At 65.3% G+C, this 25,410-nt stretch carries 25 protein-coding genes; 15 read left to right on the forward strand and 10 right to left on the reverse strand.

Annotation, left to right across the window (positions count from 1 at the left end; translation table 11 throughout):
* Positions 1-8: 8 nt before the first annotated feature.
* The 3 genes from PKA57_RS01050 (at position 9) to PKA57_RS01060 (ending at position 1,781) form a co-directional block, all read left to right on the forward strand.
* Complete coding sequence (locus PKA57_RS01050; RefSeq protein WP_324297062.1) at positions 9-791, forward strand: SDR family oxidoreductase; 783 nt, start codon at positions 9-11, stop codon at positions 789-791.
* 147 nt (positions 792-938) lie between these two features.
* Positions 939-1,277 (forward strand): TIGR02301 family protein, encoded by a 339-nt coding sequence (locus PKA57_RS01055; protein WP_324297063.1) that lies wholly within the window; start codon positions 939-941, stop codon positions 1,275-1,277.
* Positions 1,278-1,484: 207 nt separating this feature from the next.
* The gene (locus tag PKA57_RS01060; RefSeq protein ID WP_324297064.1) at positions 1,485-1,781 is read left to right on the forward strand and encodes a hypothetical protein; all 297 of its coding nucleotides are present in this window, start codon (positions 1,485-1,487) and stop codon (positions 1,779-1,781) included.
* An 88-nt stretch (positions 1,782-1,869) separates the two neighbouring features.
* Here PKA57_RS01060 and PKA57_RS01065 read toward each other — a convergent pair whose 3' ends face one another.
* Genes PKA57_RS01065 through PKA57_RS01080 form a run of 4 tightly spaced genes read right to left on the reverse strand, consistent with a single transcriptional unit; the run spans position 1,870 to position 6,995 of the window.
* Positions 1,870-3,414 (reverse strand): acetolactate synthase large subunit, encoded by a 1,545-nt coding sequence (locus tag PKA57_RS01065; protein WP_324297256.1) that lies wholly within the window; start codon positions 3,412-3,414, stop codon positions 1,870-1,872.
* 47 nt (positions 3,415-3,461) lie between these two features.
* A complete protein-coding gene (locus PKA57_RS01070; RefSeq protein WP_324297065.1) occupies positions 3,462-4,103 on the reverse strand; it encodes a LysE family transporter in 642 nt (213 codons plus the stop codon).
* A 20-nt stretch (positions 4,104-4,123) separates the two neighbouring features.
* On the reverse strand, positions 4,124-5,980 hold the full coding sequence (locus PKA57_RS01075) for an AMP-binding protein (RefSeq protein WP_324297066.1): 1,857 nt from the start codon (positions 5,978-5,980) through the stop codon (positions 4,124-4,126).
* A gap of 22 nt (positions 5,981-6,002) precedes the next feature.
* Positions 6,003-6,995: an MDR family oxidoreductase gene (locus PKA57_RS01080; RefSeq protein WP_324297067.1), complete on the reverse strand. Its 993-nt coding sequence runs from the start codon at positions 6,993-6,995 to the stop codon at positions 6,003-6,005.
* 189 nt (positions 6,996-7,184) lie between these two features.
* On the opposite strand from PKA57_RS01080, the gene PKA57_RS01085 reads away from it, so the two are divergent.
* Together PKA57_RS01085 and PKA57_RS01090 are read left to right on the forward strand one after the other, a co-directional pair.
* Entirely contained in the window at positions 7,185-7,601 is a 417-nt protein-coding gene (locus PKA57_RS01085) for a VOC family protein (protein ID WP_324297068.1), read from the forward strand.
* Positions 7,602-7,782: 181 nt separating this feature from the next.
* A complete protein-coding gene (locus PKA57_RS01090; protein WP_324297257.1) occupies positions 7,783-8,028 on the forward strand; it encodes a Usg family protein in 246 nt (81 codons plus the stop codon).
* A 184-nt stretch (positions 8,029-8,212) separates the two neighbouring features.
* Here the strand turns inward: PKA57_RS01090 and PKA57_RS01095 are convergent, their stop codons facing one another.
* Both PKA57_RS01095 and PKA57_RS01100 read right to left on the reverse strand, forming a co-directional pair.
* Positions 8,213-9,550 (reverse strand): dihydroorotase, encoded by a 1,338-nt coding sequence (locus tag PKA57_RS01095; RefSeq protein ID WP_324297069.1) that lies wholly within the window; start codon positions 9,548-9,550, stop codon positions 8,213-8,215.
* Positions 9,547-10,512, reverse strand: coding sequence for a glycosyltransferase family 9 protein (locus PKA57_RS01100; RefSeq protein WP_324297070.1), 966 nt, complete (start codon positions 10,510-10,512; stop codon positions 9,547-9,549). Before PKA57_RS01100 ends, PKA57_RS01095 begins: the two co-directional genes overlap by 4 nt.
* 239 nt (positions 10,513-10,751) lie before the next feature.
* On the opposite strand from PKA57_RS01100, the gene PKA57_RS01105 reads away from it, so the two are divergent.
* The 4 genes from PKA57_RS01105 to PKA57_RS01120 all read left to right on the forward strand — a co-directional run bounded on the left by PKA57_RS01105 (position 10,752) and on the right by PKA57_RS01120 (position 14,430).
* Positions 10,752-11,621, forward strand: coding sequence for a folate-binding protein (locus PKA57_RS01105; RefSeq protein ID WP_324297071.1), 870 nt, complete (start codon positions 10,752-10,754; stop codon positions 11,619-11,621).
* Positions 11,611-12,210: a DNA-3-methyladenine glycosylase I gene (locus tag PKA57_RS01110; protein WP_324297072.1), complete on the forward strand. Its 600-nt coding sequence runs from the start codon at positions 11,611-11,613 to the stop codon at positions 12,208-12,210. Before PKA57_RS01105 ends, PKA57_RS01110 begins: the two co-directional genes overlap by 11 nt.
* A 113-nt stretch (positions 12,211-12,323) precedes the next feature.
* Positions 12,324-12,923 (forward strand): polymer-forming cytoskeletal protein, encoded by a 600-nt coding sequence (locus tag PKA57_RS01115; protein ID WP_324297073.1) that lies wholly within the window; start codon positions 12,324-12,326, stop codon positions 12,921-12,923.
* A 382-nt stretch (positions 12,924-13,305) separates the two neighbouring features.
* Complete coding sequence (locus tag PKA57_RS01120; RefSeq protein WP_324297074.1) at positions 13,306-14,430, forward strand: beta-ketoacyl-ACP synthase III; 1,125 nt, start codon at positions 13,306-13,308, stop codon at positions 14,428-14,430.
* A gap of 67 nt (positions 14,431-14,497) precedes the next feature.
* Here PKA57_RS01120 and PKA57_RS01125 read toward each other — a convergent pair whose 3' ends face one another.
* From PKA57_RS01125 to PKA57_RS01140, 4 genes are read right to left on the reverse strand one after another with little or no spacing between them, the layout of a single operon-like run.
* Positions 14,498-14,872 (reverse strand): hypothetical protein, encoded by a 375-nt coding sequence (locus PKA57_RS01125; RefSeq protein ID WP_324297075.1) that lies wholly within the window; start codon positions 14,870-14,872, stop codon positions 14,498-14,500.
* A 29-nt stretch (positions 14,873-14,901) separates the two neighbouring features.
* Complete coding sequence (locus PKA57_RS01130) at positions 14,902-15,762, reverse strand: universal stress protein (protein ID WP_324297076.1); 861 nt, start codon at positions 15,760-15,762, stop codon at positions 14,902-14,904.
* A gap of 3 nt (positions 15,763-15,765) precedes the next feature.
* On the reverse strand, positions 15,766-16,641 hold the full coding sequence (locus PKA57_RS01135; protein WP_324297077.1) for a hypothetical protein: 876 nt from the start codon (positions 16,639-16,641) through the stop codon (positions 15,766-15,768).
* 4 nt (positions 16,642-16,645) lie between these two features.
* Positions 16,646-19,174 (reverse strand): AAA family ATPase, encoded by a 2,529-nt coding sequence (locus PKA57_RS01140; protein WP_324297078.1) that lies wholly within the window; start codon positions 19,172-19,174, stop codon positions 16,646-16,648.
* A 252-nt stretch (positions 19,175-19,426) separates the two neighbouring features.
* Here PKA57_RS01140 and PKA57_RS01145 point away from each other — a divergent pair, with 252 nt between their 5' ends.
* The 6 genes from PKA57_RS01145 to nadC all read left to right on the forward strand — a co-directional run.
* Complete coding sequence (locus PKA57_RS01145; RefSeq protein WP_324297079.1) at positions 19,427-20,032, forward strand: HD family hydrolase; 606 nt, start codon at positions 19,427-19,429, stop codon at positions 20,030-20,032.
* A gap of 100 nt (positions 20,033-20,132) precedes the next feature.
* Positions 20,133-20,648: a protein tyrosine phosphatase gene (locus PKA57_RS01150; protein WP_324297080.1), complete on the forward strand. Its 516-nt coding sequence runs from the start codon at positions 20,133-20,135 to the stop codon at positions 20,646-20,648.
* The gene (locus tag PKA57_RS01155; RefSeq protein ID WP_324297081.1) at positions 20,645-21,727 is read left to right on the forward strand and encodes an NAD regulator; all 1,083 of its coding nucleotides are present in this window, start codon (positions 20,645-20,647) and stop codon (positions 21,725-21,727) included. The genes PKA57_RS01150 and PKA57_RS01155 overlap by 4 nt, the downstream gene beginning before the upstream one ends.
* A gap of 183 nt (positions 21,728-21,910) precedes the next feature.
* Positions 21,911-22,984, forward strand: coding sequence for a quinolinate synthase NadA (gene nadA / locus PKA57_RS01160; protein WP_324297082.1), 1,074 nt, complete (start codon positions 21,911-21,913; stop codon positions 22,982-22,984).
* Positions 22,985-23,018: 34 nt separating this feature from the next.
* Positions 23,019-24,605 (forward strand): L-aspartate oxidase, encoded by a 1,587-nt coding sequence (locus PKA57_RS01165; protein ID WP_324297083.1) that lies wholly within the window; start codon positions 23,019-23,021, stop codon positions 24,603-24,605.
* Positions 24,602-25,410: carboxylating nicotinate-nucleotide diphosphorylase (nadC, locus tag PKA57_RS01170; protein WP_324297084.1), on the forward strand; the 809-nt coding region annotated here is incomplete at its 3' end. The genes PKA57_RS01165 and nadC, both read left to right, overlap by 4 nt.

The following is a 25,410-nucleotide window of genomic DNA, read 5'->3' on the forward strand; positions in this document are numbered from 1 at the left end:
GAACCATAATGGCTTACAAACCTTTCGATCTGACCGGCAAGGTCGCACTCGTCACCGGCGGCAATGGCGGCATCGGGCTCGGCATGGCCGACGCTCTGGCGCAGGCCGGCGCCAACGTCGCCATCTGGGGCACGAATGAAGAGAAGAACGCCAGGGCCGCGACGCAGCTCAAGGCGCATGGCGTCAAGGTCTATACGCGCAAGGTGAACGTCGCCAACGAGCAGGAAGTCATCGACGGTATCGGCGCGACGGTGCAGGAACTGGGACGTCTCGACAGCGTGTTCGCCAACGCGGGCGTCGGCTATGGCGCGCCCTCCTTCCTCGACATGTCGACGGAGATCTATCGCAAGACGCTCGCCGTCAATCTCGACGGCGTGTTCTGGACGCTGCGCGAAGCCTCGCGCCACATGGTCGACCGCGCGAAGTCGGGCGACGCGGGCGGATCGCTCGTCGGCGTTGCGAGCCTCGCCGCCATCGAAGGCGCGGCGCGCAATCAGGCCTATGCGGCGACGAAGGGCGGCGTCATCTCGATGATCAAGTCCTGCGCCGTCGAATTCGCGCGCTTCGGCATCCGCGCCAACGCCATTCTTCCGGGCTGGATCGCGACGGACATGACGGCGGGCGCGCAGGCCAACAAGGCTTTCGCCGAAAAGGTCATCCCGCGCGTGCCCGCGCGGCGCTGGGGCGAGCCGGAGGATTTCGGCGGCGTCGCCGTCTATCTGACGTCGAACGCGTCCTCCTATCATTCGGGCGACACCTTCATCATCGACGGCGGCTACTCGATCTTCTGAGCCGCCCGCGGCGCAACTCCTGCAGGTGTTCCATCGCGCCCCGGCTTTGCGGGGCCGGTGGAGCCCTGGCGGAGTGGAATGGCACGCTCCTTGTGCAGTTTCGGGACGAGATGCGCGCTTGCAGGCGGTTTGCTGGCGGCGTTCCTGATGCTCGTCCCTGGTCCGGCTCGGGCCGACCCGATGGCCGAAGGGCTCGAGCGCCTGTCCGAAATTCTCGGCGCGGCGCATCATCTCCGCGCCATTTGCGGCGCCAATGAGGGCGCGCTCTGGCGGAACAAGATGATCGACCTCCTCGATGCCGCCAATCAGGACGCCTTGCAGCGCCAGGTTCTGATCTCGCATTTCAACAGCGCCTATCACGAGGCGCAGGAGAAATTTCCGCGCTGCACCGAGGCTGCCGCTACGGAAACCAGAACCATTTTCGACGAAGGACGCGCACTCGCCGCCCGGCTTTCAGGGCTCGACAGGAGCGCACGCGCCTTTTGAACTGGCCATTTTTTCCGTAAGAAGGCCGACACGGCCCCTCGCGTTTTTCGCGTTAACCTCCCCTTCACGAGAAACGGGACTTTTCCTGCGCTTGTGCTACAAAGGCGATTGCAGGTGTACGAAACCGGTGCTTTTCGAGCGGCCGCAGGGCCGGTCATTCGCGCCTTACGGACGGTGCTCCTCAAGAGGCGCGACACAGAGGGCGTGATGGCCGAAGACTCATCCAGCGATACCATGTTCAATTCCTTCGACGAGGAAGGGCTCGATCCGTCGGCGCCTGACGAGGCCGAGCAGCGCCGCATGGCGCTTCAGAACATTCTCGATGCGTGGGACGAAGCGCTGGCCGAAGGCGTGTCTGCCGACATCCTCGCGACCACGGCGATCTTCGCCGCACTCTCGGACATGGTGGAAGCCTATGGCGAAGAGGCCGTCGCGGAAATGGCGACCGGCCTTGCTGACCGGGTCCGGCAGGGGGAATTCACTCTCAATCGGGTGATGAACTAACTTCGCCCCTCGCGCGGCCGCTGCCGGCCGCGCTCCCGCTCTTTACATTGTCGCGTTTCCGAGCCGCGTTTGCGGTCCCGGAACGCTTTCAGATCATCACCTCGATGAGTCGCGGTCCCTTCGCCTTCACGGCCGAAGCGAAGGCGTCCGCGAAATCCTCGACCGTCTCTACACGGACGGCCTCGACGCCCATGCCATGGGCGAGGCTCGTCCAGTTCAGCTCCGGATTGTGCAGATCGAGCATGGAGAGCGCCTTGGGTCCCGGGTTTCCGGCACCCACACGGGCAAGCTCGATGTTCAGGATCGCATAGGAGCGATTGGCGTAGATCACGTTCACCACATCGAGTTTCTCGCGCGCCTGCGTCCAGAGCGCCTGAAGCGTGTACATCGCGCCGCCATCGCCATGCAGGCAGACGACCTTGCGATCCGGACAGGCGATGGCCGCGCCGGTCGCGAGCGGCAGGCCCTGCCCGATCGAACCGCCGGTCAGGGAGAGGTGGTCATGGGGGTTGGCCGTCGCGGTCGCGATCTGCGCGCCGAGGCCGGAAGTCGCCGCCTCATCTGAAATGATCGCGTGCTCGGGCAGATAATGCGCGATGATCTGGCCGGCGGAGAACTGATCGAGCCTGCCGGTCGGAAGCGCGGGCTTGTTGAGCGGGGCGACCAGAGCCGGCTCCTTCGGCGCGCCGAGCACGTCGGCCAGCGCTTCCAGCGCCGCGACGCCATCTTCATGCGCATGGGCGAGATAGCGAATCTCGCAGCTTTCGGGCGTGCACCAGCTCGGCTTGCCAGGATAGGCGAAGAAGGAAACGGGCGGCTTCGCGCCGACGAGGATGAGCTTCTCCACATCCTTGAACGTATCGACGATCTGCTCGGCGAAATAGGGAATGCGCTCGACGGCGACGATACCCGCTCCACGCTCGAGCCGGGGCGCGAAGGTGTCGCACATGATGCGCGCGCCGGTCTTGGCCGCGATGCGCCCGGCAGCGGCAAGCCCGCGCTTCTTCAGCGCCTCGCCGCGAACGAGAATGACCGACTTGCCGCTGCTCTTCAGCGCCTCTGCGGCACCGTCAATGGCCTGCGAGGAGACGGACGCCGGCCCCTGAACGGGAAGCGCGGGCGCAGGCCCGTCGGCATCGAGCCAGGCGGTATCGGCGGGAAGGATCAGCGTCGCGATCTGGCCGGGCGCGGCGCGCGCGGCCTGCACGGCGCGGGCGCCGTCCGCCGCGACCGTTTTCGGGCTCGGGCTCGAATGGATCCACCCCGAGACGGGGCGCGCGAAGCCCTGAATGTCGGAAGCGAGCGGCGCATCATATTGCGCGTGGTAGGTCGCGTGATCGCCGACGATATTGACGATGGGCGTGGCGGCGCGGCGCGCATTGTGGAGATTGGCAAGTCCGTTCGAGAGGCCGGGCCCGAGATGGAGCAGCGTCGCCGCCGGCTTCTCCGCCATGCGGCCATAGCCATCCGCCATGCCGGTGACCGCGCCCTCGAAGAGGCCGAGCACCGCGCGCATGCCATCGACCTTGTCGAGGGCGGCGACGAAATGCATTTCGGAAGTGCCTGGATTGGTGAAGCAGACCTCCACACCCGAGGCGACCAGTGTCCGCACCAGGCTTTCAGCGCCGTTCATCTTCTCCATGATCTCCCCGGAATTTTTATATTTAAAGAGGCGGCAGATTAGCCGAGGTAACGATAGAGCACACGGCCGAGAACGACCAGACCGAAGAGCACGATAAGGCCGCCCGAGACGCGATTGACGATGACGAGAATGCGATCGCTCATGCGCTGGCGGAACATGCTGACGAAGCCGGAAAGCGCCGCCCACCAGAGCGCCGAGCCGATGAAGACGGAAATCACCAGCGTCACCGCTCGGCCGTAACCGGCATCCTGAGCGGTCAATCCCGCCACTCCGCCGAAAATGGCGATGAAGCCGAGCATGGTCGCCGGATTCGTGATGGTGAGCACGAAGGTCGTCACGAAGACGCGGGCAAGCGCGCCGGACAGATTTTCCTGCGGCCCGTTCTCAAGATGCGGATGCGCGACAAAAGTACGCGCGCCGAGCGCGAGCAGAAAAATTCCGCCGATGAGCTGCATCACCAATTCGTAGCGAATGACGAAATCGATCGCGGCGGTCAGTCCGAAGGCGGAGATCGTCGCGAAGATGCCGTCACCCGTCGCGGCCCCCATGCCGGACAGAAAGCCCGTGAGCGTTCCGAAGCGTAGCGTCCGCCGGATGACGATGAGATTGACCGGCCCAATCGGCGCGGCGACCGCCACGCCGATCGCCGCCCCGCTCGCCACAAGCCCCAGATCCAGCATTCGTCAATCCGTCTTCCCGGTCACGCGACCACGACATCATTGCCGGGCGGGTCTGTATAGAGCTTTTCCACAAGCCCGGCGCGGCGGCCGAGAGCCACAGACTGGTTGATGTATCCCTTGTCGGTCAATTCGCCTGCATCGATGCTCGGCGGCTCGACCATGAGAAGCGCGCGCTCGACGCGCGTGCTCGAGCCGGGATTGGTCTTGTTGTGGCCGCGCAGGCCCTCCGCGAGCCGCTCCAGCACGGCCGGATGGCGCACGAGATCTTCGATGGCGAGATCCTGATCGCCCGCGACATTGCGGCATGCGGGAATGTTGGGGAAGCCGAGCACGCCGATATAGGCGCGGTCGAGGCCCGCCACCAGCGCGTCCTGAAGCAGACCGCCCGTCGCCGCCAGCACATCAACGCGCAGCTTGCCGGCGCTGACCCATGTTCCGGTCGAGAGCTTGAAATCCTCCGCCACGCGGCCGTCGAAGACGAGACCTTCCAGCGGATTTTCGGGATCGACGAAGCGCGCGCCGTCGCCGAGCCGATAGAAGCCTTCCTCGTCATAGGCTTCGCGGGTCTTCTCCGGATTCTTGTAATAGCCCGGCGTGATGCAGGCGCCGCGCACGCGCACTTCCATCTTGCGTCCAACCGGCGCGAGCTTCAGCTCGATCCCCGGCAGCGGCAGGCCGATGAGCCCCATGCGTTCCGTCGCCCAGTGGACGTTCATGATGGTCGGCGCCGTTTCCGTCGCGCCGTAACCGGACGAAAAGATGATGCGCTCGCCGGCCGTGCGGATGGCAATTTCCTGAATGCGCTCGTAGAGGTTCTGGCTCAGCGCCGCGCCGCCATAGGCGAGCGTTTTCAGCCGCGAGAAGAAGTTGTGGGCGAGCGCCTCGTCCTTCTCCAGTTCCTCGACGAGAAGCGTATAGGCGGCGGGCACGTTCGAATAATTGGTCGGCGCGATCTCCCGCAGGTTCTGCACCGTCTCGGCAAAGCCGCCCGGCACCGGCCGGCCGCCATCGATATAGAGCGTGCCGCCCGCGACGAGCAGATTGTTCAGGATCGCGTTGCCGCCGAAGCAGTGGTTCCACGGCAGCCAGTTGAGAAAGACGGGAGGCTCGTCGCCCTCCTCGACCACCGTCACGCTTTTCGGCATGACCGAGTTCACGCACATCATGCCGCTCGTCATGATGACGGCCTTGGGCATGCCGGTGGAGCCGGAGGTGAAGAGATATTTGGCGACCTGATCGTGGCCGAGCCTTGCGTAGCTTTCTTCCACCGCCGTGGTGCCCGGCGCCGTGGCGACGAGATCGGCATAGGGCGTGCCTTGCGACCCGTCGACGGTGACAAGCTCGACGCCATCGAGAGGAAGCGCCTTCAGAGCGCGCGCGAAGGGAGCAGCCTCCTGCATGAAGATCATCTTCGGCTCGATGAGGTCGAAGACATATTTCAGCTTCTCGAAATCGGAGCTGATCGTGCTGTAGGAGGGCGAGACGGGCGCCACGGGCACGCCCGCGAGAATGGCGCCATAGGTCATGAGCGCATGCTCGATCGAATTGCCCGAGAGGATCATCAGGGGCGTAGACTGATCGAAGCCGCGATCGAGGAGAGCCTGGGCGATGGCGTTCGTCTTGCGCTCGGCATCGGCATAGGTGAGCAGGTCCCATTCGCCGAAGCCTTGCGCGGTGGGCTTGCGCTTGCCGAGCCAGACGCGATCCGGCGCCTCGGCCGCCCATTTGCGGATGGGGGCGATCAGATTGACCGGCACCTCATGCAGCGGGTGCGGATTGCGCAGCAGGATCGAGCCATCGGCGCGATGCTCGACCTCCACGCGGGGCTCGACATAGTTCGCCTTGCGGAAGGGCGGCTTCGTCATCTGTACGTTCATTTCTTCTCCCCCCGGATGCGGCTCACGCCTTCACATCGACGACGACCCGCCCGCGCACCCGCCCCGCAATGATCTCTTCGCCGAGCGCCGGCACGTCCCCGAGCGTGGCGCGGCTCGTCATCCTGTCGAGCGCCGCGAGATCGAGATCCTTCGCCAGACGCGACCAGGCTTCCACCCGCTTCGCCCTCGGCGCCATGACGCTGTCGATGCCCGCAAGCGTCACGCCGCGAAGGATGAACGGCGCGACCGAGCCCGGCAGGTCCATGCCCTGCGCGAGCCCGCAGGCGGCGACCGTGCCGCCATAGCGCGTCATCGAGAGCACATTGGCGAGCGTGTGGCTGCCGACCGCATCGACGGCGCCTGCCCAGCGCTCCTTGCCGAGCGGTCGCGCGGGCCCAGAAAGCTCGTTTCGGTCGATGATGTCGGCGGCGCCCAGACCCTTAAGATAGTCGGCTTCCGATGCGCGGCCCGTCGATGCTATGACGCGGTAGCCGAGCTTCGCCAGAAGCGCGATCGCAACCGAGCCCACGCCGCCCGCAGCGCCTGTGACGAGCACATCGCCCTTGTCCGGCGTCACGCCGTGGAATTCGAGCGCCATGACGCAGAGCATGGCGGTGTAGCCCGCCGTGCCGATCGCCATGGCATGAGCGGAGGAAATCGGATCCGGCAGCTTCACCAGCCAGTCGCCCTTGACCCGCGCCTTCTCGGCATAGCCGCCATGATGCGTCTCGCCCACGCCCCAGCCATTGAGCACCACCCGGTCGCCGGGCTTGAAACCTTCATGCGTCGATGTCTCGACCCGGCCCGCAAAGTCGATACCCGGAATGAGCGGCCAGGTGCGGATGACGGGCGCCTTGCCGGTAAGGGCGAGCCCGTCCTTGTAATTGACCGTCGAATATTCGACCGCCACCGTCACATCGCCTTCCATGAGGTCGTCGAGGCCGATCTGCACGAGTTCCGCCTTCTGGCCGGAATCGGTTTTCGAGACGCGAATGGCGCGAAATGGCTCGGTCATGGGTTTCCCTGTCGTTTCCTGGAAATAGAACGGGGCTTCTTGCGATCCCCTCGGCGCACAAACGAACCCAAATCCGGGCGCCGGTCAAGGCCGGGGCTGCCCGCCGGGGCCGGGCGGGCTAGACTTCCCGTCCTGTTCATTTCATCCGCGCCGCTGCCCATATGGGCATGAGACAGGAGGAAAATGCCCATGAAACCCGCTCTCACCCATATCGCTCTCCATGTCCGCGATCTCGACGCGTCCAAGGCGTTCTATGCGGAGTTTTGCGGCATGAAGACGGTGCATGAGCGCGGGGACAAGGGCGAGCGCGTGGCCTGGATCGCGGAAGACGGCAAGGAGCACGCCTTCGTCATCGTCATGATCGAGGGCGGCAACCGCCCGGCCCAGCGAGGCGACGACTTCACGCATCTCGGTTTCGCGCTCGCGAGCCGCGAGGCTGTGGACGAGATCGCGCGGCGCGGCGCGGACCATCTCGTCTGGCCGCCCAAGACGCTGCCCTATCCCGTCGGGCATTTCTGCGGCCTTGCCGACCCGGACGGAAATGTCGTCGAGTTCAGCTATGGCCAGCCGCTCGGACCCGATGCCGACGAGCAGCGCTCTCCCTGAGCGAGTGCCAGAATTTCGGCCACATATCGGGAAAAAATGCGCTCGCGCGGCGTGGATCATCGACGACGACGCTTGCTCTTCACTAGACTCGTTCATCGGCATAGGCCCATCGAGACGGCGAGCACTGCGCTCGCCCAGAGACAGAGGTGCCGAAGTGACGACAGCGACCGAATTCCAGAAGATGCTCGACGGCTACCGGCTGGTGACCGCCGAAATCCTCTATCGCATGCCGGATCATCCCGATCTCATCCAGACCTATATCTGGCAGGAATACGATCTAGAACCGCGCTACCCCGTGCTGACGGACTTTCTCCGGTTCTGGGAGAAAAATCTGGAGGGGCCGCTCTATTCGGTGCGGATCGCCACGCGCCGCGTCATCAGCCCTTCAGAATTTCCGTATGCGAATTATATGGTGACGCTGCACTAGGCAGAGCACGCCCCTTCGCACGCCACTGACAATGGATGCCGGAATCCGGAGCGGCAGATTCCGGGCGGGCGGCCCCGGATCCCGCGACAAGCCCGGGATGACGAGTGAGGGCGACAGCCGTCGCATAGCCCCGCTTCATGCGGGGCATCCACGACGTCGCGGTCGCGCTTCGAAGAACGGAGGGCTATCCCCTTGGCAGCGCCTCCAGGAAGGTGACGGGCTCGCCCGCCGCCGCGCCGATGATCTCATCGTCCCACATGACGCGGCGGCCGCGAATGACGGTGCCAATGGGCCAGCCCGTCACGGTCTTGCCGTCAAAGGGCGTCCAGCCGCACCGGCTCGCGATCCAGTCATTGGTGATGGTGCGGCGCGCCTTCAGATCGACGATGGTGAGGTCGGCGTCATATCCGACCGCCACGCGGCCCTTGCGCGCCATGCCGAAGACACGCTGGGGGCCCTGCGAGGTGAGATCGACGAAGCGCTCGATGCTGAGGCGTCCGGCATTCACATGATCGAGCATGATCGGCACCAGCGTCTGCACGCCGGGCATGCCGGAGGGGCATTTCGGATAGGTTTCGGCCTTTTCCTCGCGCGTGTGCGGCGCATGGTCGGAGCCGAGCACATCGACGATGCCGGCGGCGAGGCCCTGCCAGAGCCCTTCGCGGTGACGGGCATCGCGAATGGGCGGGTTCATCACCGCATAGGAGCCGAGTTCCTCGTAACATTCGGGCGCGGCGAGCGTCAGGTGCTGCGGCGTCACCTCGACGCTCGCAATGTCCTTCGCGGCGGCGAGCAGCGGCATTTCGTCGGCGGTCGAGACATGCAGCACGTGAATGCGCTTGCCCGCCTCGCGCGCGAGCTTCAGAAGCCGCGTGGTGCAAAGAACGGCCGCCTCGGCATCGCGCCAGACGGGATGCGTCTCGATCTTGCCCGTCTCGGCAAGCGGCCGGCGATCGCGCAGGCGGAATTCGTCCTCGGAATGGACGGCGGCGCGGCGGTTGATCGCCTTCAGCACACGGCGCACATCCTCGTCGCTCGCCACGAGAAGCGTGCCCGTGGAGGAGCCCATGAAAATCTTGATGCCGCAGCAGCCGGGCGAGCGCTCCAGCTCCGGCAGGAGATCGACATTCTCCGTCGTCGCGCCGCCATAAAAGGCGAAGTCGCAATACATGCGATGGCGCGCGCGCGCGACCTTGTCGGCAAGTAGCTCCGGCGTCGTCGTCGGCGGCTTGGTGTTCGGCATCTCGAAGACGGTCGTGACGCCGCCAAGCACAGCGGCGCGGCCGCCCGTTTCGAGGTCTTCCTTGTGCTCGTTGCCCGGCTCGCGCAGATGAACCTGGCTGTCGACGACACCGGGGAGAACGTGAAGGCCCGTCACATCCACGATCTCGCCTGCGCTCGCGGTGGCGAGATCGCCGATGGCCGCTATGCGCCCGTCTCGAATGGCGATGTCGGCCTTGCCGACGCCATCATGATTGACGAGGGTGCCGCCGCGAAGAATGAGATCGAAAGATGCGTTCACGCGATTTCCTTTGCTTGCGAGGAAGCGGTGCGGGCGAGAAGCGCCACGGCCGCCTCATATACCTTGTCGACTGTGAGGTCGCGCATGGCGCTCGGTCCGGAAAAACCGCTGCCCTCTTCCGCGATGATCTGCTCGTGAGAGCGGGGCCCGCGCACCTGTGCCGTCTTTTCGCCCCAGGGATCGTAGCGCCCGTCGGGCGTCGGGCCGAAGAGGCCGAGCGTCGGCGCGCCGGCCGCGGCCGCCAGATGCATCAGCCCGGAATCGTTCCCGACATAAAGCCGCACACGCTCGAAAGAGGCGGCGACGAGGTTGAGATCCTCGCCGATGAGTTCGATGCGGCGCTCGTCGGGCACGGCCTCTATGATCGGGCGCACGAGATCGCGCTCGCCGGGAGCGGCGGCGATGAGCACATGGGCGCCCGCGAGCGGCGCTCCCGGCCCCGTCAGCCGGCCGATCAGCTCGGCGTGATATTCCACCGGCCACATCTTGCGCGGCCAGGCGGCCGAGGGACCGATGGCCAGCACGGTGCGGCCCTCGGGGATGAGTTCGCGCGCGCGGGCGCGGGCTTGCGCACCCGGCCAGACGCGGGGCGAAGGCGCCGGATCGAACCCCGCCACGCTCGCATTGTGGATCACCCGGTGCAGCGTATGGTTCGAGCGCAGCACATGGCGCTTCTTCGCCCAGAGCAGAAAGGCCGTCGCCGACCCTCTCAGATCGACCACCGCCTCGAAGCGGCGGAACATGGTGGCCGAGAGAAGTTTGCGCCAGTGGCCGGCATAGGGCTCTTTCCTGAGCTCGATGACCCTTTCGACGCCCGGCGCATGCCTGAAGAGCGGCGCCGCGAGAGGCCCGCAGGCCACCCAGAAAAGCGCGCCGGGATAGCGCTCCATCAGCCCGGCGAGAAGACCCGTCGAGAGTACGCCGTCGCCGATCCGGTTCGAGGTGATGAAAAGAATGCGCATTCCGGCGGATGGCCGATCCTGGCGTGGGGGTAAGGAAAGTGGTGCGGAGTATAGGAGTGCCGCTCCATGCTGCCAAGGCCGGACCCGGAACATATGGGCGAAGGGCGGCGGCAGAGCCCCCGACGGCAAGCCTGGCCGCGCAACCGCGATCCCGTAGCAAAATCGTCTGGACTTGCGCCCGATTAGGCGGTTGCCTAAATCAGCCTTCGGGCCCGTTGCTGAAGGGATGAGATCTGAGCATGAGTGAATTGAAGGCTGCAATCCTGCCCGACCGGGGGGTTCTGCGCGTCGGTGGTGCGGATGCCCGCGACTTTCTTCAAGGGCTCGTGACAAACAATGTCGATCTGGTGAAGCCGGGCGAGGCGATCTATGCGGGCCTGCTGACGCCGCAGGGAAAATTCCTCTTCGACTTCTTCATCACGAGCGAGGACGGCGGCTTCATCCTCGATTGCGATGGCAGACGCATTGGCGAGCTGCAAAAGCGCCTCACCTTCTACAAGCTGCGCGCGAACATCACGCTCGAAGACCTGAGCGCGGAACGCTCTGTCATCGCTTTCTGGGGCGGCGCGCAGGCAACGCTCCCTGATCTCTCTTTCGCCGATCCGCGCCTTGCGGAGATTGGGCATCGCGCGATCTCGGCCACGCCAGAAGCGGCGATCGCCGCGGCGGGCGCAGAGCACGCCACGCCCGCCGACTATCACCGCCATCGCATCGCGCTTGGCGTCGGCGATGCGGCGCGGGATTTCGAGCCTGATCGCACCTTCCCTCTCGAGGTCAATTTCGACGAACTCCACGGCGTCGATTTCCACAAGGGCTGCTTCGTCGGACAGGAAGTCACCTCGCGCACGAAGCGGCGCGGCAGTGTGAGAAAGCGCCTCGTCCCCTGCCGCGTCGAAGGCGACCTGCCGAAACCGCATACGCCCGTGCGCGCCTCGGGCCGCGAAGCCGGAACCGTCTTTTCGGGCGATGCGGAAACGGGCCGCGTGCTCGCGCTTCTGCGGCTCGATCTCGTCGAAGGCGCCGTCCTCGAAGCGGGCGATGCGACCCTCACGCCGGAGCGGCCGGATTGGGCGGCGTTTTCACTCGCGGAGGAGAGCGATGAAATCTGAAGCGCCGCAAGGCTGCCCCTGGCCGGGCGACGATCCGCTCTATCGCACCTATCACGACGAGGAATGGGGCGTGCCCGAATTCGATGACCGGGCGCTTTTCGAGAAGCTCGTTCTCGACGGCTTTCAGGCCGGGCTTTCATGGATCACGATCCTTCGCAAACGGGAAAATTTTCGCGAAGCCTTCGACGGCTTCGAGCCCGCGCGCATCGTGCGCTACACGCCGGCGAAGGTGGAAAAACTCCTCAGGAATGAAGGCATCATCCGCCATCGCGGCAAAATCGAGGCGACAATCGGCAATGCGCGCGCCTGGCTCGAAATAATGGATCGGGATGGAGGTTTCTCTGGCTTCATCTGGGATTTCGTCGGCGGCGTCCCGGTGCAGAACGCCTGGCCGAAGATGAGCGCCGTTCCCGCCGAGACGGATATGAGCCGCAAGCTCTCGAAAGCATTGAAATCAGCGGGTTTTCGCTTCTGCGGCCCGACCATCGTCTATGCCTTCGCGCAGGCCGTCGGCATGGTCAACGATCACATCGTCACCTGCCCGCGACACAAGGACTGTGCGCATATCGCGCAATCGCGATCACGCTGAACGCAATTCCTTTTCGCTGCCTCACGCTTTCGCCACAATGTGGACGCATCCCGACCAATTTGTGGCGATACGGTCATTGCTCGTTTCAATGTAGCGTAGGGAGGCCAGGGACGATGTTCAAACGCCCGAAGGACACTTCGGATTCCAAACCTGCAGGGGGATCGGCCGATCCGCTCACCCAGAGCGGCACCCGCATCGTCGAGAAAACCTCCCAGACAGATAGCGATACATCCGCAAATCGCGTCGTAACCCCAGCCTATGAGGTGAGGAGAGCAGCCGTGCGCACACTTCAGAGCAATTCTCCGACGCCCTCTTCGTCGAGCGCGACGCCCGCAAACCTTCATGTGGGGCGCGGATTGAAGCTCGAAGGCAAGATCCAGTCCTGCGACTCGCTCGTCATCGAGGGCGACGTGCAGGCGACGATCGAAAGCGGCTCGCTCACCATCAGCGAAACCGGCGAGGTGCGCGGCGAAGCGACCGTCGATCAGGCCGAAATCAACGGCAAATTCGACGGCACGCTCATCGTGAGAAAGTGCCTCACCATAAATTCGACCGGCAGGATCACCGGAACGGTCCGTTATGGCGAACTCAAGGTCGAGCAGGGCGGCAAGATCAGCGGCGAAATCGAGTCGACCGACGCCGGTACCGCAAGCAGCCCCATTTCCCGGTCAGAGCCGAAAAGCGCGGCGATCAGCCCGGCGGCGCAGGCCTGAAGGCCGCGCCCGGCCGGCCATGCGCGCGTCTCCCGGTGCTCTCCGGAGATTGCGCGCAGGCCGGTGCAGGCGGCCCCTGCGTTAACGACCTTTCCACCATCAGCGGACGGGCCTCGCCATCCGGACGGAGGCGCCCGTTCCCGATAGGCAGTGGAAACCCTCCTGACAGTGTTCTAGATTGACCCTGGCCAAGGCGTGATCCGGAAGGTCGCGGACTTTCCGGAAAATCACGCTCAAGATTCAACAGTCTGAGCGCGATCCACCCCAAGTCGCTTGCGTTCTTGCGGGTCGCGTATAGGGGGAGGATCGCCGGTGCCGGGAACACGCGAAGGCTTCCGAGCCGGCGCGTCCGGAGCCGCGCGCGAAACAATCAGGTGAGAAATTGACTCAAGTCGTCATCAGCGGGACCGGCGTTTTCACGCCGCCCTACTCGATCAGCAATCACGAACTGGTCGAAGCCTTCAACACATATGTCCGGAAATTCAACAGCGACAATGCCGAAGCCATCGCAAGGGGCGAGGTGGAGGCACTGAACGAGTCGAGCGTCGAATTCATCGTCAAGGCTTCGGGCATCGAGTCGCGCTTCGTGATGAACAAGTCGGGCATCATCGACCCCGAGATCATGGCGCCGCGCCTGCGCCAGCGCTCCAATGAGGAGCCATCCATCCTCGCGGAAATGGCCGTCGACGCGGCGAAGAAGGCGATGGCGCGGGCGAACAAGACCGCCGCCGATATCGACGCCGTCATCGTCGCCTGCTCGAACCTCGAGCGCCCCTACCCCGCCATCGCCGTCGAGGTGCAGGACCTTCTCGGCATCGAGGGCTTCGGCTTCGACATGAACGTCGCCTGCTCGTCGGCGACCTTCGGCATCCAGACCGCATACGACATGCTGCGCTCGGGCTCGGTCGATTGCGTCCTCATCGTCGATCCCGAAATCTGCTCGGGCCATCTCAATTTCCGCGACCGCGACAGCCATTTCATTTTCGGCGACGTATGCACCGCCATCATTCTCGAACGCGCCGAAACATGCACCGCGCAGGGCGCCTGGGAAATTCTCGGCACGCGGCTCCTCACCAAATTCTCCAACAACATCCGCAACAATTTCGGCTTCCTCAATCGCGCGACGCCCGAGGGCATCGGCGCCAGGGACAAGCTCTTCGTGCAGGAGGGCCGCAAGGTCTTCAAGGAAGTCGTGCCGATGGTCTCCAAGCTCATTCTCGACCACATGGCCGATGAAGGGCTCGACGCGAAGGACCTGAAGCGCATGTGGCTCCATCAGGCCAACAAGAACATGAACGACCTGATCGGCAAGAAGGTGCTGGGCCGCGATCCGGAGCCCGGCGAGCAGCCGAACATTCTCAACACCTATGCGAATACGAGTTCGGCCGGCTCCATCATCGCCTTCAGCCAGTACAGCGAGGACCTGAAGCCCGGCGATCTGGGCCTCATCTGCAGCTTCGGCGCCGGCTATTCGGCGGGGAACGTGCTGGTAAGAAAGCGGGCCTGAAGAGCGGCCGCGAGAGCACCGGGCCGTTTCCCGCGAAACGGCCCGCAAGCGGCCCCAGACCTCCTGCCTATGCCTTCACATAGGGCTCGACGCTGACGATACGGAAAGTATGCGCCTCGCCATCCCGTTCGTTCACGGATAGATATTCGCCGGTCTTCACCGCGTGGCGATCGAGCTTGAAGAACGGCTCCTCGTCGCCCACCACCGTCTCGTCATAGTCGATGAACCAGTTGGTGCCCGCATGGCGCAGGCGGCCTCTCTGGTCCTCCTCCCCGACCCAGAAGCGGCGGACGACGCAGTCCTTCGCATGGCTCTTCCAGGAGGCCGGATCGAGCCGTCCCTGCTCATCGAGCGGCACGACGAAGTCATAGCCATGCCGCGACGAGCCCTCGGGGAATTCATCGTTGCGGGCAAGGACCATATGGACGCGGTAAAGTGTCATTTTCCCTTCACCCCTGATGAAGCGCGGGTTCAGTGCGCCATGAGAACGGGGATCGTCGCATGCGAGCGTATGTGCTGCGTCGCGCCGCCGATGATGTATTCACGCAGGCGGCTGTGTCCGTAACCGCCGACGACGAGAAAATCCGCACCCGTCTTTTCACATTGCTCCAGCAGCACCTCGCCGACGGGCCTGCCCTGCGCATCGACGAGGCGGGCATCGGCGTCGATGCCGTGGAGTGCTAGATAATCCGCGAGCATGGCGGTCGAAGCGGGATCGGGCTCCTTGCCGCCGATGCGGAAGATCGTCACCTTCTTCGCCCGCTCGAGAAACGGGATCGCGGCCGTGACCGCGTGAGCGGCTTCCGCGCTTTCATCCCAGCCGATCGCGACCGAGCCGCCGATCTCCAGCGCCGCCGCCTGGGGCGCAATGAGAACGGGGCGCCCGGCGTTCATCATCGCCGCCTCAAGCGTGCTTCCGCCCGCGACGCCGACATTGCCCTCGCCGAAAATCACGATGTCGGAGAGCCTGCTGTGAGCGGCGACGATATCGTCGCGATGGCCCGTAACATCCAGAAACCGCGCCGAGGGCAGCTCCACGCCGCCTCCCTTGCTCGCGAGCGGCACGCCCACCTTCGCGGCCGCTTCCGCGAACATCGCGCGCGCACTCGCCGAGGCGCGATCAGAGCTTTCCTTCGCCGCCCGCAGCAGGTCCTCGATCACCTGGCCCGACACGCCATCGCCGAGATAGGGAAGCGCCTCGGTCGGATCGGCCCTGACGAAGAGCCCCACCGTCTGTGCGCCGAATGTTCGGGCCACCGTCATCGCCGTCACGATCACGGGCCCCTCGGCTGCCGCACCGGAGAGAGGTACAAGGACCTTTCGGACGAGCATGTTTCAAACTCCTTTGGTTTGCTTTTCCGGCGCCGGGCGGAGAGTGCGCTCTCCGCCAAGCAAAAGCAGAGGACAGCCCGCCGCGGCGGAGAGCCTCGCTGCATCATTGTCGTCGGCCAGCCAGTCCGCATTGACGACGATCAATCCGGCGCCGGCCTTTCGGGCGGCGGCGGCGATCTCGGCCGCTCCACGTTCGCGGAGATGGATACGGACAAAGGGCACGCCCGCCCGCTGCGCCAGCATTTCGGCAAAGGCGCTGCATGTCTCCCCCGCGCTCGAGCCATCGTCGATGGCGGCGATCGGCCGGACGGCCACTCCAGCAGGCGCGGGCCCCGCGGCACCCGCGCCGAGAACGCCTCTCGCCGCGACGCCGCGCGCGACCAGCAACACATCGGCGCGCCCTTCCCGCGTTGCCGCCCGGACCGCGCGGCCCACCTCGCGCGCGGGCGCATGCGGCGAGCGGATGACGAGCGTATCCTCCGCACGCGCCGCTTCCGCCAGAGAAGCGAGCGAGCGGCCGCGCAGCACGTCGAAGCTCCAGTCGACGCGCGCCTCGGCCGCTATGCGCTGGAGCACACGCCTTGCGGTCTCGGCCTGCGCACGCAGGGCGCGCAGCATGCGCTCGGTATCGACCGCGCGGACCTCGCCCGAAAAAGAAATCTCCCGTGCAAAGGGAAGCTCGCAAAGCGAAAGCAGGTTCTCGTCCTCGACGAACACGCCCTTGAGACGCGCATCGACGGACGCGGCGAGGCGCGCGGCAAGCACCAGCGCCTCGCGCGTCATGAAATGCGTGTCGAGCCCGATCACGATGCGGCTCTCGGGCCTCTGCGTTTCCTTGGTGACCTGGCCGGAACGAGCGGCCGGCGTTTCTCTCGCCATGGCGCTACTTCTTTCCGTTCTCGTCTGCGCGTTGCGCGAAGCGGCGCTGATTTTCGGCAAAGGCGGCAAGCCGCGCCTCGGCCCGCGCATAGACGCTCCCTTGCGGGAACTTTCCATCGGGGCCCCGCTCGCCCGCGGGGCAGCCCATCAGCAGTTCGACACCATCCTCGATGCGCTCGATAGGATAGATCGCGAACATGCCGCGTTCCACCGCGTCGACGACGTCCTGACGCAGCATGAGGTGCTTCACATTGGCGGCCGGAATGAGCACGCCCTGATCGCCGGTGAGCCCACGGCGCATGCAGATGTCGAAAAAACCCTCGATCTTGTCGTTCACACCGCCGATCGCCTGCACTTCCCCGAGCTGGTTCACCGACCCCGTGACCGCAAGCGCCTGGGTAATCGGCATTTCAGCGAGCGCCGAGATCAGCGCGTAAAGCTCGGCCGACGAGGCGCTGTCGCCATCGACCCCACCATAGGATTGCTCGAAGACGAGGCTCGCGCTCATGGAGAAGGGGATTTCCGGCAGGAAGGTCGCGGAGAGATAGCCGGAGAGAATGAGCACGCCCTTGGAGTGGATGGGGCCGCCGAGATCGACCTCGCGCTCGATGTCTAGCACGCGGGCCGCGCCCATGCCCATGCGGACACGCGCGGTGATCCGGCTCGGCCGGCCGAAGGACACCGCACCCATGGAGAGGACGGAAAGGCCGTTCACCTGACCAGCGACGGCGCCTTCCGTGTCGATCATCACAATGTCGCGCGTGATCATTTCGAGGCTGCGCTCGCGCATCCTGTCGGCTCGCGCGATCTGCGCCTCGATGGCGGCGTCCACATGCCCCGCCGAAATGCATGCCTTGCTTTCTGACCGCGCGACAAAATCGGCCTCGCGCAGCAGGTCCTCGATCGGCCGCATGGCGGTGGTGATCTTCTCCGCATCCTCCGCGAGCCGCGAAGCGCGCTCGATGACGCGGCTGACGCCCGACCTGTCCAGCGGCAGCAGCTCTTCCTTGCGGCACATGCCGGCCAGAAGCCGCGCATAGAGAAGATCGTTCTCCGCCTCGCGGTCGATCTCATCCTCGAAATCGGCGGCGACCTTGAAAAGCTGGCTGAACTCCGGATCGAGATTGGAGAGCATGTAATAGAGGTAGCGCTCGCCGAGCAGAACGACCTTGAGATCGAGCGGGATAGGCTCGGGCTCCAGCGAAACCGTGCTGACGAGGCTCAGGAATTCGCCCGGCGATTCGATGACGATCTTGCGGCGGCGCAGCGTGCGCTTCAGCGCGTCCCAGGCAAGCGGCTCGCGCAGGATCTTCAGCGCATCGAGGACGAGATAGCCGCCATTCGCGCGGTGGAGCGAGCCGCCCTTGATGAGCATGAAATCGGTGATGAGCGCGCCCATTTGCGGCAGATGCTCGACGCGGCCGACGAGGTTCTGAAGCGTCGGGTGATCCTCATAGACGATGGGCGCGCCGCCGCCGATATAGCCGCCCGTATCGGGCTCCATATGAGCCTTCCATGGCGAGGTTCCGACCGAGCGGGGCACATTGTTGTTCTCGACGATCACATTGACTTCATAGCGCCGGAAGGGATTGAGCGCGCCGAAGGGAAGCGGCTGGCCCTGCGCCATGGCCTGAAGCGCGATCGTCACCTGTTGCTGCTGCTGGTCGCCCTGCCCCGCAAAGATGCCGATATTGTCGACGAGATCGGCGGCGACCGCCGCGAGCCAGTCGCGCACCGCCGGCATGGTGTCGAAGCGCTGGCGCAGATCGCGCATCGACTGTTCGATGAGGCGTTCGGCGATCTCGCGATTGAGCTTCGTCACGCGGTCGCGATGTTCCTTCTCCCAGGCCGGAATATGCTCCAGAATTTCGGCAAGCTCTTTCTGCAGGGCCTGTATCGTCGTCTCGATGCGCTTGCGCTCGGCTTCGGGAAGTCTGTTGAATTCGTCCGGCTTCAGCACTTCGCCTTCATGCCCGTCGCCATGATGGATGGGCGCGAGCGCAAAGCCGGAAGGCGTGCGAAGAAGCGCGATGCTCTCCGCCTCGGCATTCATGCGAAGTTCCTCGAAAGCCTTTTCCTGGCGCTCGCGATACTCCTCCTCGATGGACTGGCGGCGGTTTTGATATTCCTCGCTCTCCAGGATCGCGGGCACCGAAATCTTGAAGTCGTCGATGAGGCGCGCCATCCCCTCCTTCAGCCCGCGAGCCGAGCCTGCGGCCATTTCGAGCACGATCGGCTTGTTAGGGCTGCGAAAGTTGTTCACATAGGCCCAGTCCGAAGGCGCCTTCTGGCGAACGGCGAGATTGGCGAGGAAGCCCAGCACGGCCTCGTGCTTGCCCGCGCCTTCAGGGCCGAGAACGAAGATATTGTAGCCATGCCGATGGATCGAGGTGCCGAAGCGCAGCGCTTCCACCGCGCGCTCCTGACCGACAAGCCCCGGCAGATCCTCCAGATCGGCGGTCGTCTCGAAGGTGAACTGCTTGAGATCGCAGGCACGATAGAGGAGATCGGCCGGGATGGGATCGACAGCCATGCTTTTCCTGCGTTGTCGGTTCTGCGCCCAGTCGGACACATGCAAGCGGACGGATCAGGAATCTTCATGCGGAAGAAGCACCGCGGCGAAGACCTCATGACACGCGACTCTATGGCTTGAGACTCTATGACGGGGGCCAGCCTGCGGCAAACCCCGGAAAATCCCCTATCGGCCGGGCGCGGAGCCCATCCGCGGGATGACAATCCGGTGGCCGCGTCCTAACGTGCACGGCCTCAACTCAAGGATGACGACATGGCCAGGCCCGGCCCAAGCAAGGACAAAGGACCGCGCGCGTGGCAGCGCATGCTGAGCGGGCGCAGGCTCGATCTTCTCGACCCCTCGCCGCTCGATATCGAGATCGAGGACATCGCGCATGGGCTCGCCCGCGTCGCGCGCTGGAACGGGCAGACGAAGGGCGACCATGCCTTCACGGTCGCCGAGCATTGCGTGCTCGTCGATGACATCTGCGCGCGGTTCCGTCCCGGCTGGCCCAGCCGCTGGCGGCTTGCGGCACTCCTTCACGATGCCCCCGAATATGTGATCGGCGACATGATCAGCCCCTTCAAGGCTGCCCTCGGCATCGACTACAAGGCGTTCGAGAAACGGCTTGCCGGCGCCATCCACATGCGCTTCGGCCTGCCCGCCGAATTGCCGCACACGGTGGAGGAGATCATCAAGCGCGCCGACAAGGCATCGGCCTTTTTCGAGGCGACGCAGATCGCGGGCTTCGAGGATGAGGAGGCGGCGCGCATATTCAGCCGGCCGAGGGGGCTTGCGCCCATCAGCCTGAAGCCGCTGCCGACGCGGGAGGCCCAGGCGCGGTTTCTCAAACGCTTTGAGGAGCTGACGGCGGCATGAGGCCGTCACAAATCTTTGCGCGAATCTGGTAAGCTGCTGACAGAGCGGCGTTTCGCCAGATCTTTTTACGGATTTGTGCTATTCTCCCACGATGATTTACGTGAGCCCCCTTAGCGCCGTCATCGACGCGATCCGGACCGTCCGGCCGTCTCATCTGGTGAGCCTGCTCGACCCCGAGACGATGATCGACACGCCCCAGGGCGTGGCGCGGGAGCTTCACCTGCGGCTTGCAGTCAACGACATCGCCGAGCCGAACGACATGCTGGTCACGCCCGGCGAAGGACATATCTCCGAACTCATCGGCTTCGTCCGGAGCTGGGATCAGCGCAGCCCGATGCTGCTCCATTGCTGGGCCGGAATCAGCCGCTCGACCGCCGCCGCCTTCATCGCGCTTTGCGCACTCAACGAGGATCACCCGGAAGACGAACTCGCCCGGCTCGTCCGCGCGCGCGGCTCGCATGCCCATCCCAATCGCCTGATGGTGAGGATCGCCGACGACCTGCTCGGCCGCAACGGCCGCATGCGCGAGGCCGTCGAGGCGCTGGGGCCGGGCCGGGCCGCCTGGGAGGGCGAGCTTTTCTCCCTCCCAACCCACCCTGAACGGACGGCCCCATGACCGCCCCCGCGGGCGCGGCGACAGGACCAGCAAGGCGCGCATCGCCGCGCTCCAACTCCCATGGCGGGCTTGCGACCAAGGCCGTCGTCATCGGCCTCAATGCGGCCATCGTCACCGTGTCCGAAGACCAGCCCAAGATTCTCGTCGTGCCGCAAAGCGCCGGGCCCGGCGGCAATCCGGCCGGCGGCTGGGACGCGCTGCCCTTCGGCCCTTTCGACCCCGCCAGGCACCGCACGCTCGAGATCGGCATGCGCTCCTGGGTGCAGGAACAGACACACCTCGCGCTCGGCTATGTCGAGCAGCTCTACACATTCGGCGATCGCGGCCGCCACGCGCTCGAAGTCGAGACGCCCGGCGAGCATGTCGTCTCGGTGGGTTATCTCGCGCTCACACGCACGCATGACGGGGAGCTTTCTGGCGCGGCGTGGCGCGACTGGTACGAACATTTCCCGTGGGAAGACTGGCGGCACGGAAAGCCCGCCATCATCGACCAGATCATTGCCCCGCTTCTGCGCGAATGGGCGTCGCACCAGTCGGAAGCGAGCGAAGACGAACTCACGCGCGGCAAACGGCGCGACCGCGCGCGGCTTTGCTTCGGCCTCGACGGCGTCCACTGGGACGACGAGAAGGTGCTCGAACGCTACGAGCTGCTTTACGAAGCGGGGCTCGTGCGCGAGGCGGCGCGCGACGGACGCCCCAACGCCATCGCGCACGGCGCGACGAACGAGCCCATTCTCGGCCGCCCGATGCAGTTCGACCATCGCCGCATCCTCGCAACGGCCATGGGGCGGCTTCGCGCCAAGCTCAAATACAGGCCCGTCGCCTTCGAGCTGATGCCGGCAACCTTCACGCTGTTCGAACTTCAGAAGACGGTCGAGGCGCTGCTCGGACTTCATGTCCACAAGCAGAACTTCCGCCGCCTCGTCGAAAATGCGGGCCTTGTCGAGCGCACGGGCCGGGTGACGACGCGCACGGGCGGCCGGCCGGCGGAGCAATTCCGCTTCCGCCGTGAAGTGCTCAACGAGCGGCCCGCGCCGGGCCTGCGGCTCGCCCCATCGAAGAGCCGGGCGAATTCATAAGCAGATACAATAGCTTATGAATAATCCAGCAAGCGAGACCTTGCGCGAAATTGTCCTATTTTGGCTGTTGACCTCATCTAATACTCAGACGTAGCATATCTCCCCATTGGACCCGGCCCGACCGAAGGAGCCGGCGTTTTTGATCTCTATGATATGCTCATTCTGAGCATAAAGGAGGCCGGGATGGCAATCACTGGAGAACTCGATCGCACGGATGCCGCGCGCAAGGCCGAGCCGCGCAAATTCAAGCCGGTCGACATGCCGGACCTCGAATACACGCCCGGCCTCGCCAAGGAGATGGCGCCTCTCTACGAGAAGGTGCGCAGCGTCATCCCGTCCGTCGAGTGGCCGTTCTTCGCGCCCTATATCCACGCCATCAACAAGCTGAAGAAGGAGCGCGGCGCAGTTCTGCTCGCGCATAATTATCAGACGCCTGAAATCTTCCACTGCGTCGCGGACTTCCGGGGCGACTCGCTCCAGCTCGCCAAGGAAGCGGGCAAGGTGGATGCCGACGTCATCGTCCAGTGCGGCGTTCACTTCATGGCCGAGACGTCGAAGATCCTCAATCCGCAGAAGACGGTTCTCATCCCGGATTCGCGCGCGGGCTGCTCGCTCGCCGAGTCGATCACGGCCGAGGATGTGCGCCTGCTTCGCCAGCGCTATCCCGGCGTGCCGGTCGTCACCTATGTCAACACATCGGCCGAGGTGAAGGCGGAGAGCGACATCTGCTGCACTTCGTCGAATGCGCTCAAGGTCGTCGAGAGCTTCGGAACCGACAGGGTGCTCTGCATTCCCGACGAATATCTGGCCAAGAACATCGCCAAGCAGACCAAGGTCAAGGTCATCGCCTGGAAGGGGCGTTGCGAAGTGCATGAGCGCTTCACGCCGGAGGAACTGCGCCAGTATCGCAAGGACGATCCGAACATCGTCATCATCGCGCATCCGGAGTGCCCGCCCGAAGTGGTGGCGGAGGCCGATTTCTCGGGCTCGACCAGCGGCATGATCAGCTGGGTGAAGGAGAACAAGCCCGCCCGCGTCGTCATGGTCACCGAATGCTCGATGAGCGACAACGTCGCCGTCGAAAACCCGGATGTCGAATTCGTGCGGCCCTGCAATCTCTGCCCGCACATGAAGCGCATCTCGCTCAAGAACATTCTCGACTGCCTCGTCCATATGCGCGAGGAAGTCACGGTCGATCCGGTCATCGGCGCGCGCGCAAGGCTCGCCGTCGAGCGGATGATCAATCTGGGGAACTGACACGCGCGATCCCGCGCATAAGGGGCCGATGCCCATGTCCCACGACGAGGTTACGGATGCCGGCGATGTCCTCATCGTCGGCGCAGGTCTTGCCGGGCTTTTCACGGCGCTGAAACTCGCGCCTCGCCCTGTCACGGTGCTTGCCGCGGCGCCCATCGGCGACGGGGCGTCGAGCGCCTGGGCGCAGGGCGGCATCGCCGCCGCCGTCGAGGAAGGCGATACGCCCGAAGCCCATGCCGCCGACACGGTCGTCGCGGGCGCCGGCACCGTCGACGAGGCGGTTGCACTCTCCATGGCGCGCGAGGCGCCGGCCCGTATCGACGATCTCCTGCGCCTCGGCGTTCCTTTCGATCGTAACCTCGAAGGCCATCTCGCTGTCGGACGCGAGGCGGCGCACAGCCACCGCCGCATCGTGCATGTGCGGGGCGACCGCGCCGGCAGGGCCATCATGGAAGCGCTCGTCGCGGCGGTGCGGGCCTGTCCGTCGATCCGCGTCATCGAGAATTATTCGGCCTATGAACTGGCGCTCAGGGACGGCCGCGTCGCAGGCGTCCATGCGCGCGACACGCAAACGGGTGCCTCGATCCTCGTCCGCGCGCGAGCGACGGTTCTTGCCAGCGGCGGCGCCGGACAGCTCTATGCTGTCACGACGAACCCGCCCCAGGCGCGCGGACAGGGCGTCGCCATCGCCGCCCGCGCGGGCGCGATCATCGCCGATCCGGAATTCGTGCAATTCCACCCGACGGCCATTGCGGGCACGCGCGATCCGGCACCGCTCGTCACGGAAGCGCTGCGCGGCGAAGGCGCGATCCTCATCGACGCCGCCGGCCGCCGCTTCATGCCCGCCGTTCACGCCGATGCCGAGCTTGCGCCGCGCGATGTCGTCGCCCGCGCCATCTTCCGCGAGATCGCGGCCGGCCGCACCGTCTATCTCGACACGCGCAGCGCGATAGGCGCGCGGCTGCCCGAGGCATTTCCGACCGTTTACGAGAACTGCATCGGCTCCGGCATAGATCCCGTGCGCGATCCGATCCCCGTCGCGCCCGCGGCGCATTACCATATGGGCGGCATCAAGGTGGACGCGACAGGACGCACGAGCCTCGAGGGCCTGTGGGCCTGCGGCGAGGTGTCCTGCACGGGCGCTCACGGCGCGAACAGGCTCGCCTCCAATTCCCTTCTCGAAGCCATCGTCTATGGCGCGCGCATCGCGGCCGATATCGACGGGCGCGCGCTTCCATCCGTTGACGGATCTTTGTCCGCGCCCGTCCTCTTGGCCGATCTGCCGAGCCCGGCGCTTCTCGTCACGCAGCTTCGCCAGCTCATGAGCGCCCATGTCGGCGTCATCCGGCATCGCGACGGCCTCATCCGCGCGCTCGACGAGCTCACCCGCATCGAGCGGGCGGCGGGCGCACGGAGCCTTCTCGTCAACATGACGACGACGGCGCGCCTCATCGCCGCCTCGGCTCTCGCCCGCGAGGAAAGCCGCGGCGGGCATTTTCGCAGCGATTTTCCCGAGCCGCGCGAGATTTGGCGGCATCGCACCTTCACCACGCTTGCCGAAGCGGAGGCGACTTCCGCCGCCATCGACGACGCCACAGCCAAGACCGGTTCCTGCGCATGATCCCCAATCTCGAGCCGCTGCCCGGCTTTCTCATCGAGCAGGCGGTGAAGGCCGCTCTTGCCGAAGATCTCGGCCGGGCCGGCGACATCACCACCAATGCCACCATCCCCGCGAGCGCGGAGGCGCGCGTCGTCATTCGTGCGCGCGAGCATGGCAGGATCGCGGGGCTCGATTGCGCGCGGATGGCCTTCCGGCTCATGGACCCCTCGCTCAAGATCGCGATCTGCAAGCCGGACGGCTCGGACGTCGCGCCGGGCGATATCGTCGCGGCGATCGAGGGGCCTGCCCGCGCGATCCTCACCGGCGAGCGTGTTGCCCTCAATTTCCTCGGGCACCTGTCCGGCGTGGCGACGGCGACCAATGCCATCGCCCGCGCCATCGCCCATACGCATACGCGCGTCTGCTGCACCCGCAAGACGACGCCGGGCCTGCGCGCGCTCGAGAAATATGCCGTGCGCGCCGGCGGCGGCACCAATCACCGCTTCGGGCTCGATGACGCCGTCCTCATCAAGGATAATCACATTGCTGTCGCAGGCGGCATCACACAGGCCGTGGCGCAGGCCAGAGCCCATATCGGCCATATGGTGAAGATCGAGGTCGAGGTCGATACGCTGGCGCAACTCGAAGAAGCGCTGGCGGCGGGCGCCGAACTGGCGCTTCTCGACAACATGCCGCCCGAAACGCTCATTCGCGCTGTCGGCCTCGTCGCCGGCCGCGCCGTGACCGAGGCCTCGGGCCGCATCACGGTGGAAAGCGCCGCCGCCATCGCCGAGACGGGCGTCGATCTCATGTCGTCGGGCGCCAT

Origin of the sequence: Parvibaculum sp. (assembly GCF_035325945.1) — a bacterium.
In the GTDB taxonomy this organism is placed as follows: Bacteria; Pseudomonadota; Alphaproteobacteria; order Parvibaculales; family Parvibaculaceae; genus Parvibaculum.

Coding starts and splice junctions, on each gene's coding strand:
- PKA57_RS01050 (WP_324297062.1), top strand. CDS start 9: ATGGCTTACAAACCTTTCGATCTGACCGGCAAGGTCGCACTCGTCACC.
- PKA57_RS01055 (WP_324297063.1), top strand. CDS start 939: ATGCTCGTCCCTGGTCCGGCTCGGGCCGACCCGATGGCCGAAGGGCTC.
- PKA57_RS01060 (WP_324297064.1), top strand. CDS start 1,485: ATGGCCGAAGACTCATCCAGCGATACCATGTTCAATTCCTTCGACGAG.
- PKA57_RS01065 (WP_324297256.1), bottom strand. CDS start 3,414: ATGAACGGCGCTGAAAGCCTGGTGCGGACACTGGTCGCCTCGGGTGTG.
- PKA57_RS01070 (WP_324297065.1), bottom strand. CDS start 4,103: ATGCTGGATCTGGGGCTTGTGGCGAGCGGGGCGGCGATCGGCGTGGCG.
- PKA57_RS01075 (WP_324297066.1), bottom strand. CDS start 5,980: ATGAACGTACAGATGACGAAGCCGCCCTTCCGCAAGGCGAACTATGTC.
- PKA57_RS01080 (WP_324297067.1), bottom strand. CDS start 6,995: ATGACCGAGCCATTTCGCGCCATTCGCGTCTCGAAAACCGATTCCGGC.
- PKA57_RS01085 (WP_324297068.1), top strand. CDS start 7,185: ATGAAACCCGCTCTCACCCATATCGCTCTCCATGTCCGCGATCTCGAC.
- PKA57_RS01090 (WP_324297257.1), top strand. CDS start 7,783: ATGCTCGACGGCTACCGGCTGGTGACCGCCGAAATCCTCTATCGCATG.
- PKA57_RS01100 (WP_324297070.1), bottom strand. CDS start 10,512: ATGCGCATTCTTTTCATCACCTCGAACCGGATCGGCGACGGCGTACTC.
- PKA57_RS01105 (WP_324297071.1), top strand. CDS start 10,752: ATGAGTGAATTGAAGGCTGCAATCCTGCCCGACCGGGGGGTTCTGCGC.
- PKA57_RS01110 (WP_324297072.1), top strand. CDS start 11,611: ATGAAATCTGAAGCGCCGCAAGGCTGCCCCTGGCCGGGCGACGATCCG.
- PKA57_RS01115 (WP_324297073.1), top strand. CDS start 12,324: ATGTTCAAACGCCCGAAGGACACTTCGGATTCCAAACCTGCAGGGGGA.
- PKA57_RS01125 (WP_324297075.1), bottom strand. CDS start 14,872: ATGACACTTTACCGCGTCCATATGGTCCTTGCCCGCAACGATGAATTC.
- PKA57_RS01130 (WP_324297076.1), bottom strand. CDS start 15,762: ATGCTCGTCCGAAAGGTCCTTGTACCTCTCTCCGGTGCGGCAGCCGAG.
- PKA57_RS01135 (WP_324297077.1), bottom strand. CDS start 16,641: ATGGCGAGAGAAACGCCGGCCGCTCGTTCCGGCCAGGTCACCAAGGAA.
- PKA57_RS01140 (WP_324297078.1), bottom strand. CDS start 19,174: ATGGCTGTCGATCCCATCCCGGCCGATCTCCTCTATCGTGCCTGCGAT.
- PKA57_RS01145 (WP_324297079.1), top strand. CDS start 19,427: ATGGCCAGGCCCGGCCCAAGCAAGGACAAAGGACCGCGCGCGTGGCAG.
- PKA57_RS01155 (WP_324297081.1), top strand. CDS start 20,645: ATGACCGCCCCCGCGGGCGCGGCGACAGGACCAGCAAGGCGCGCATCG.
- nadA (WP_324297082.1), top strand. CDS start 21,911: ATGGCAATCACTGGAGAACTCGATCGCACGGATGCCGCGCGCAAGGCC.
- PKA57_RS01165 (WP_324297083.1), top strand. CDS start 23,019: ATGTCCCACGACGAGGTTACGGATGCCGGCGATGTCCTCATCGTCGGC.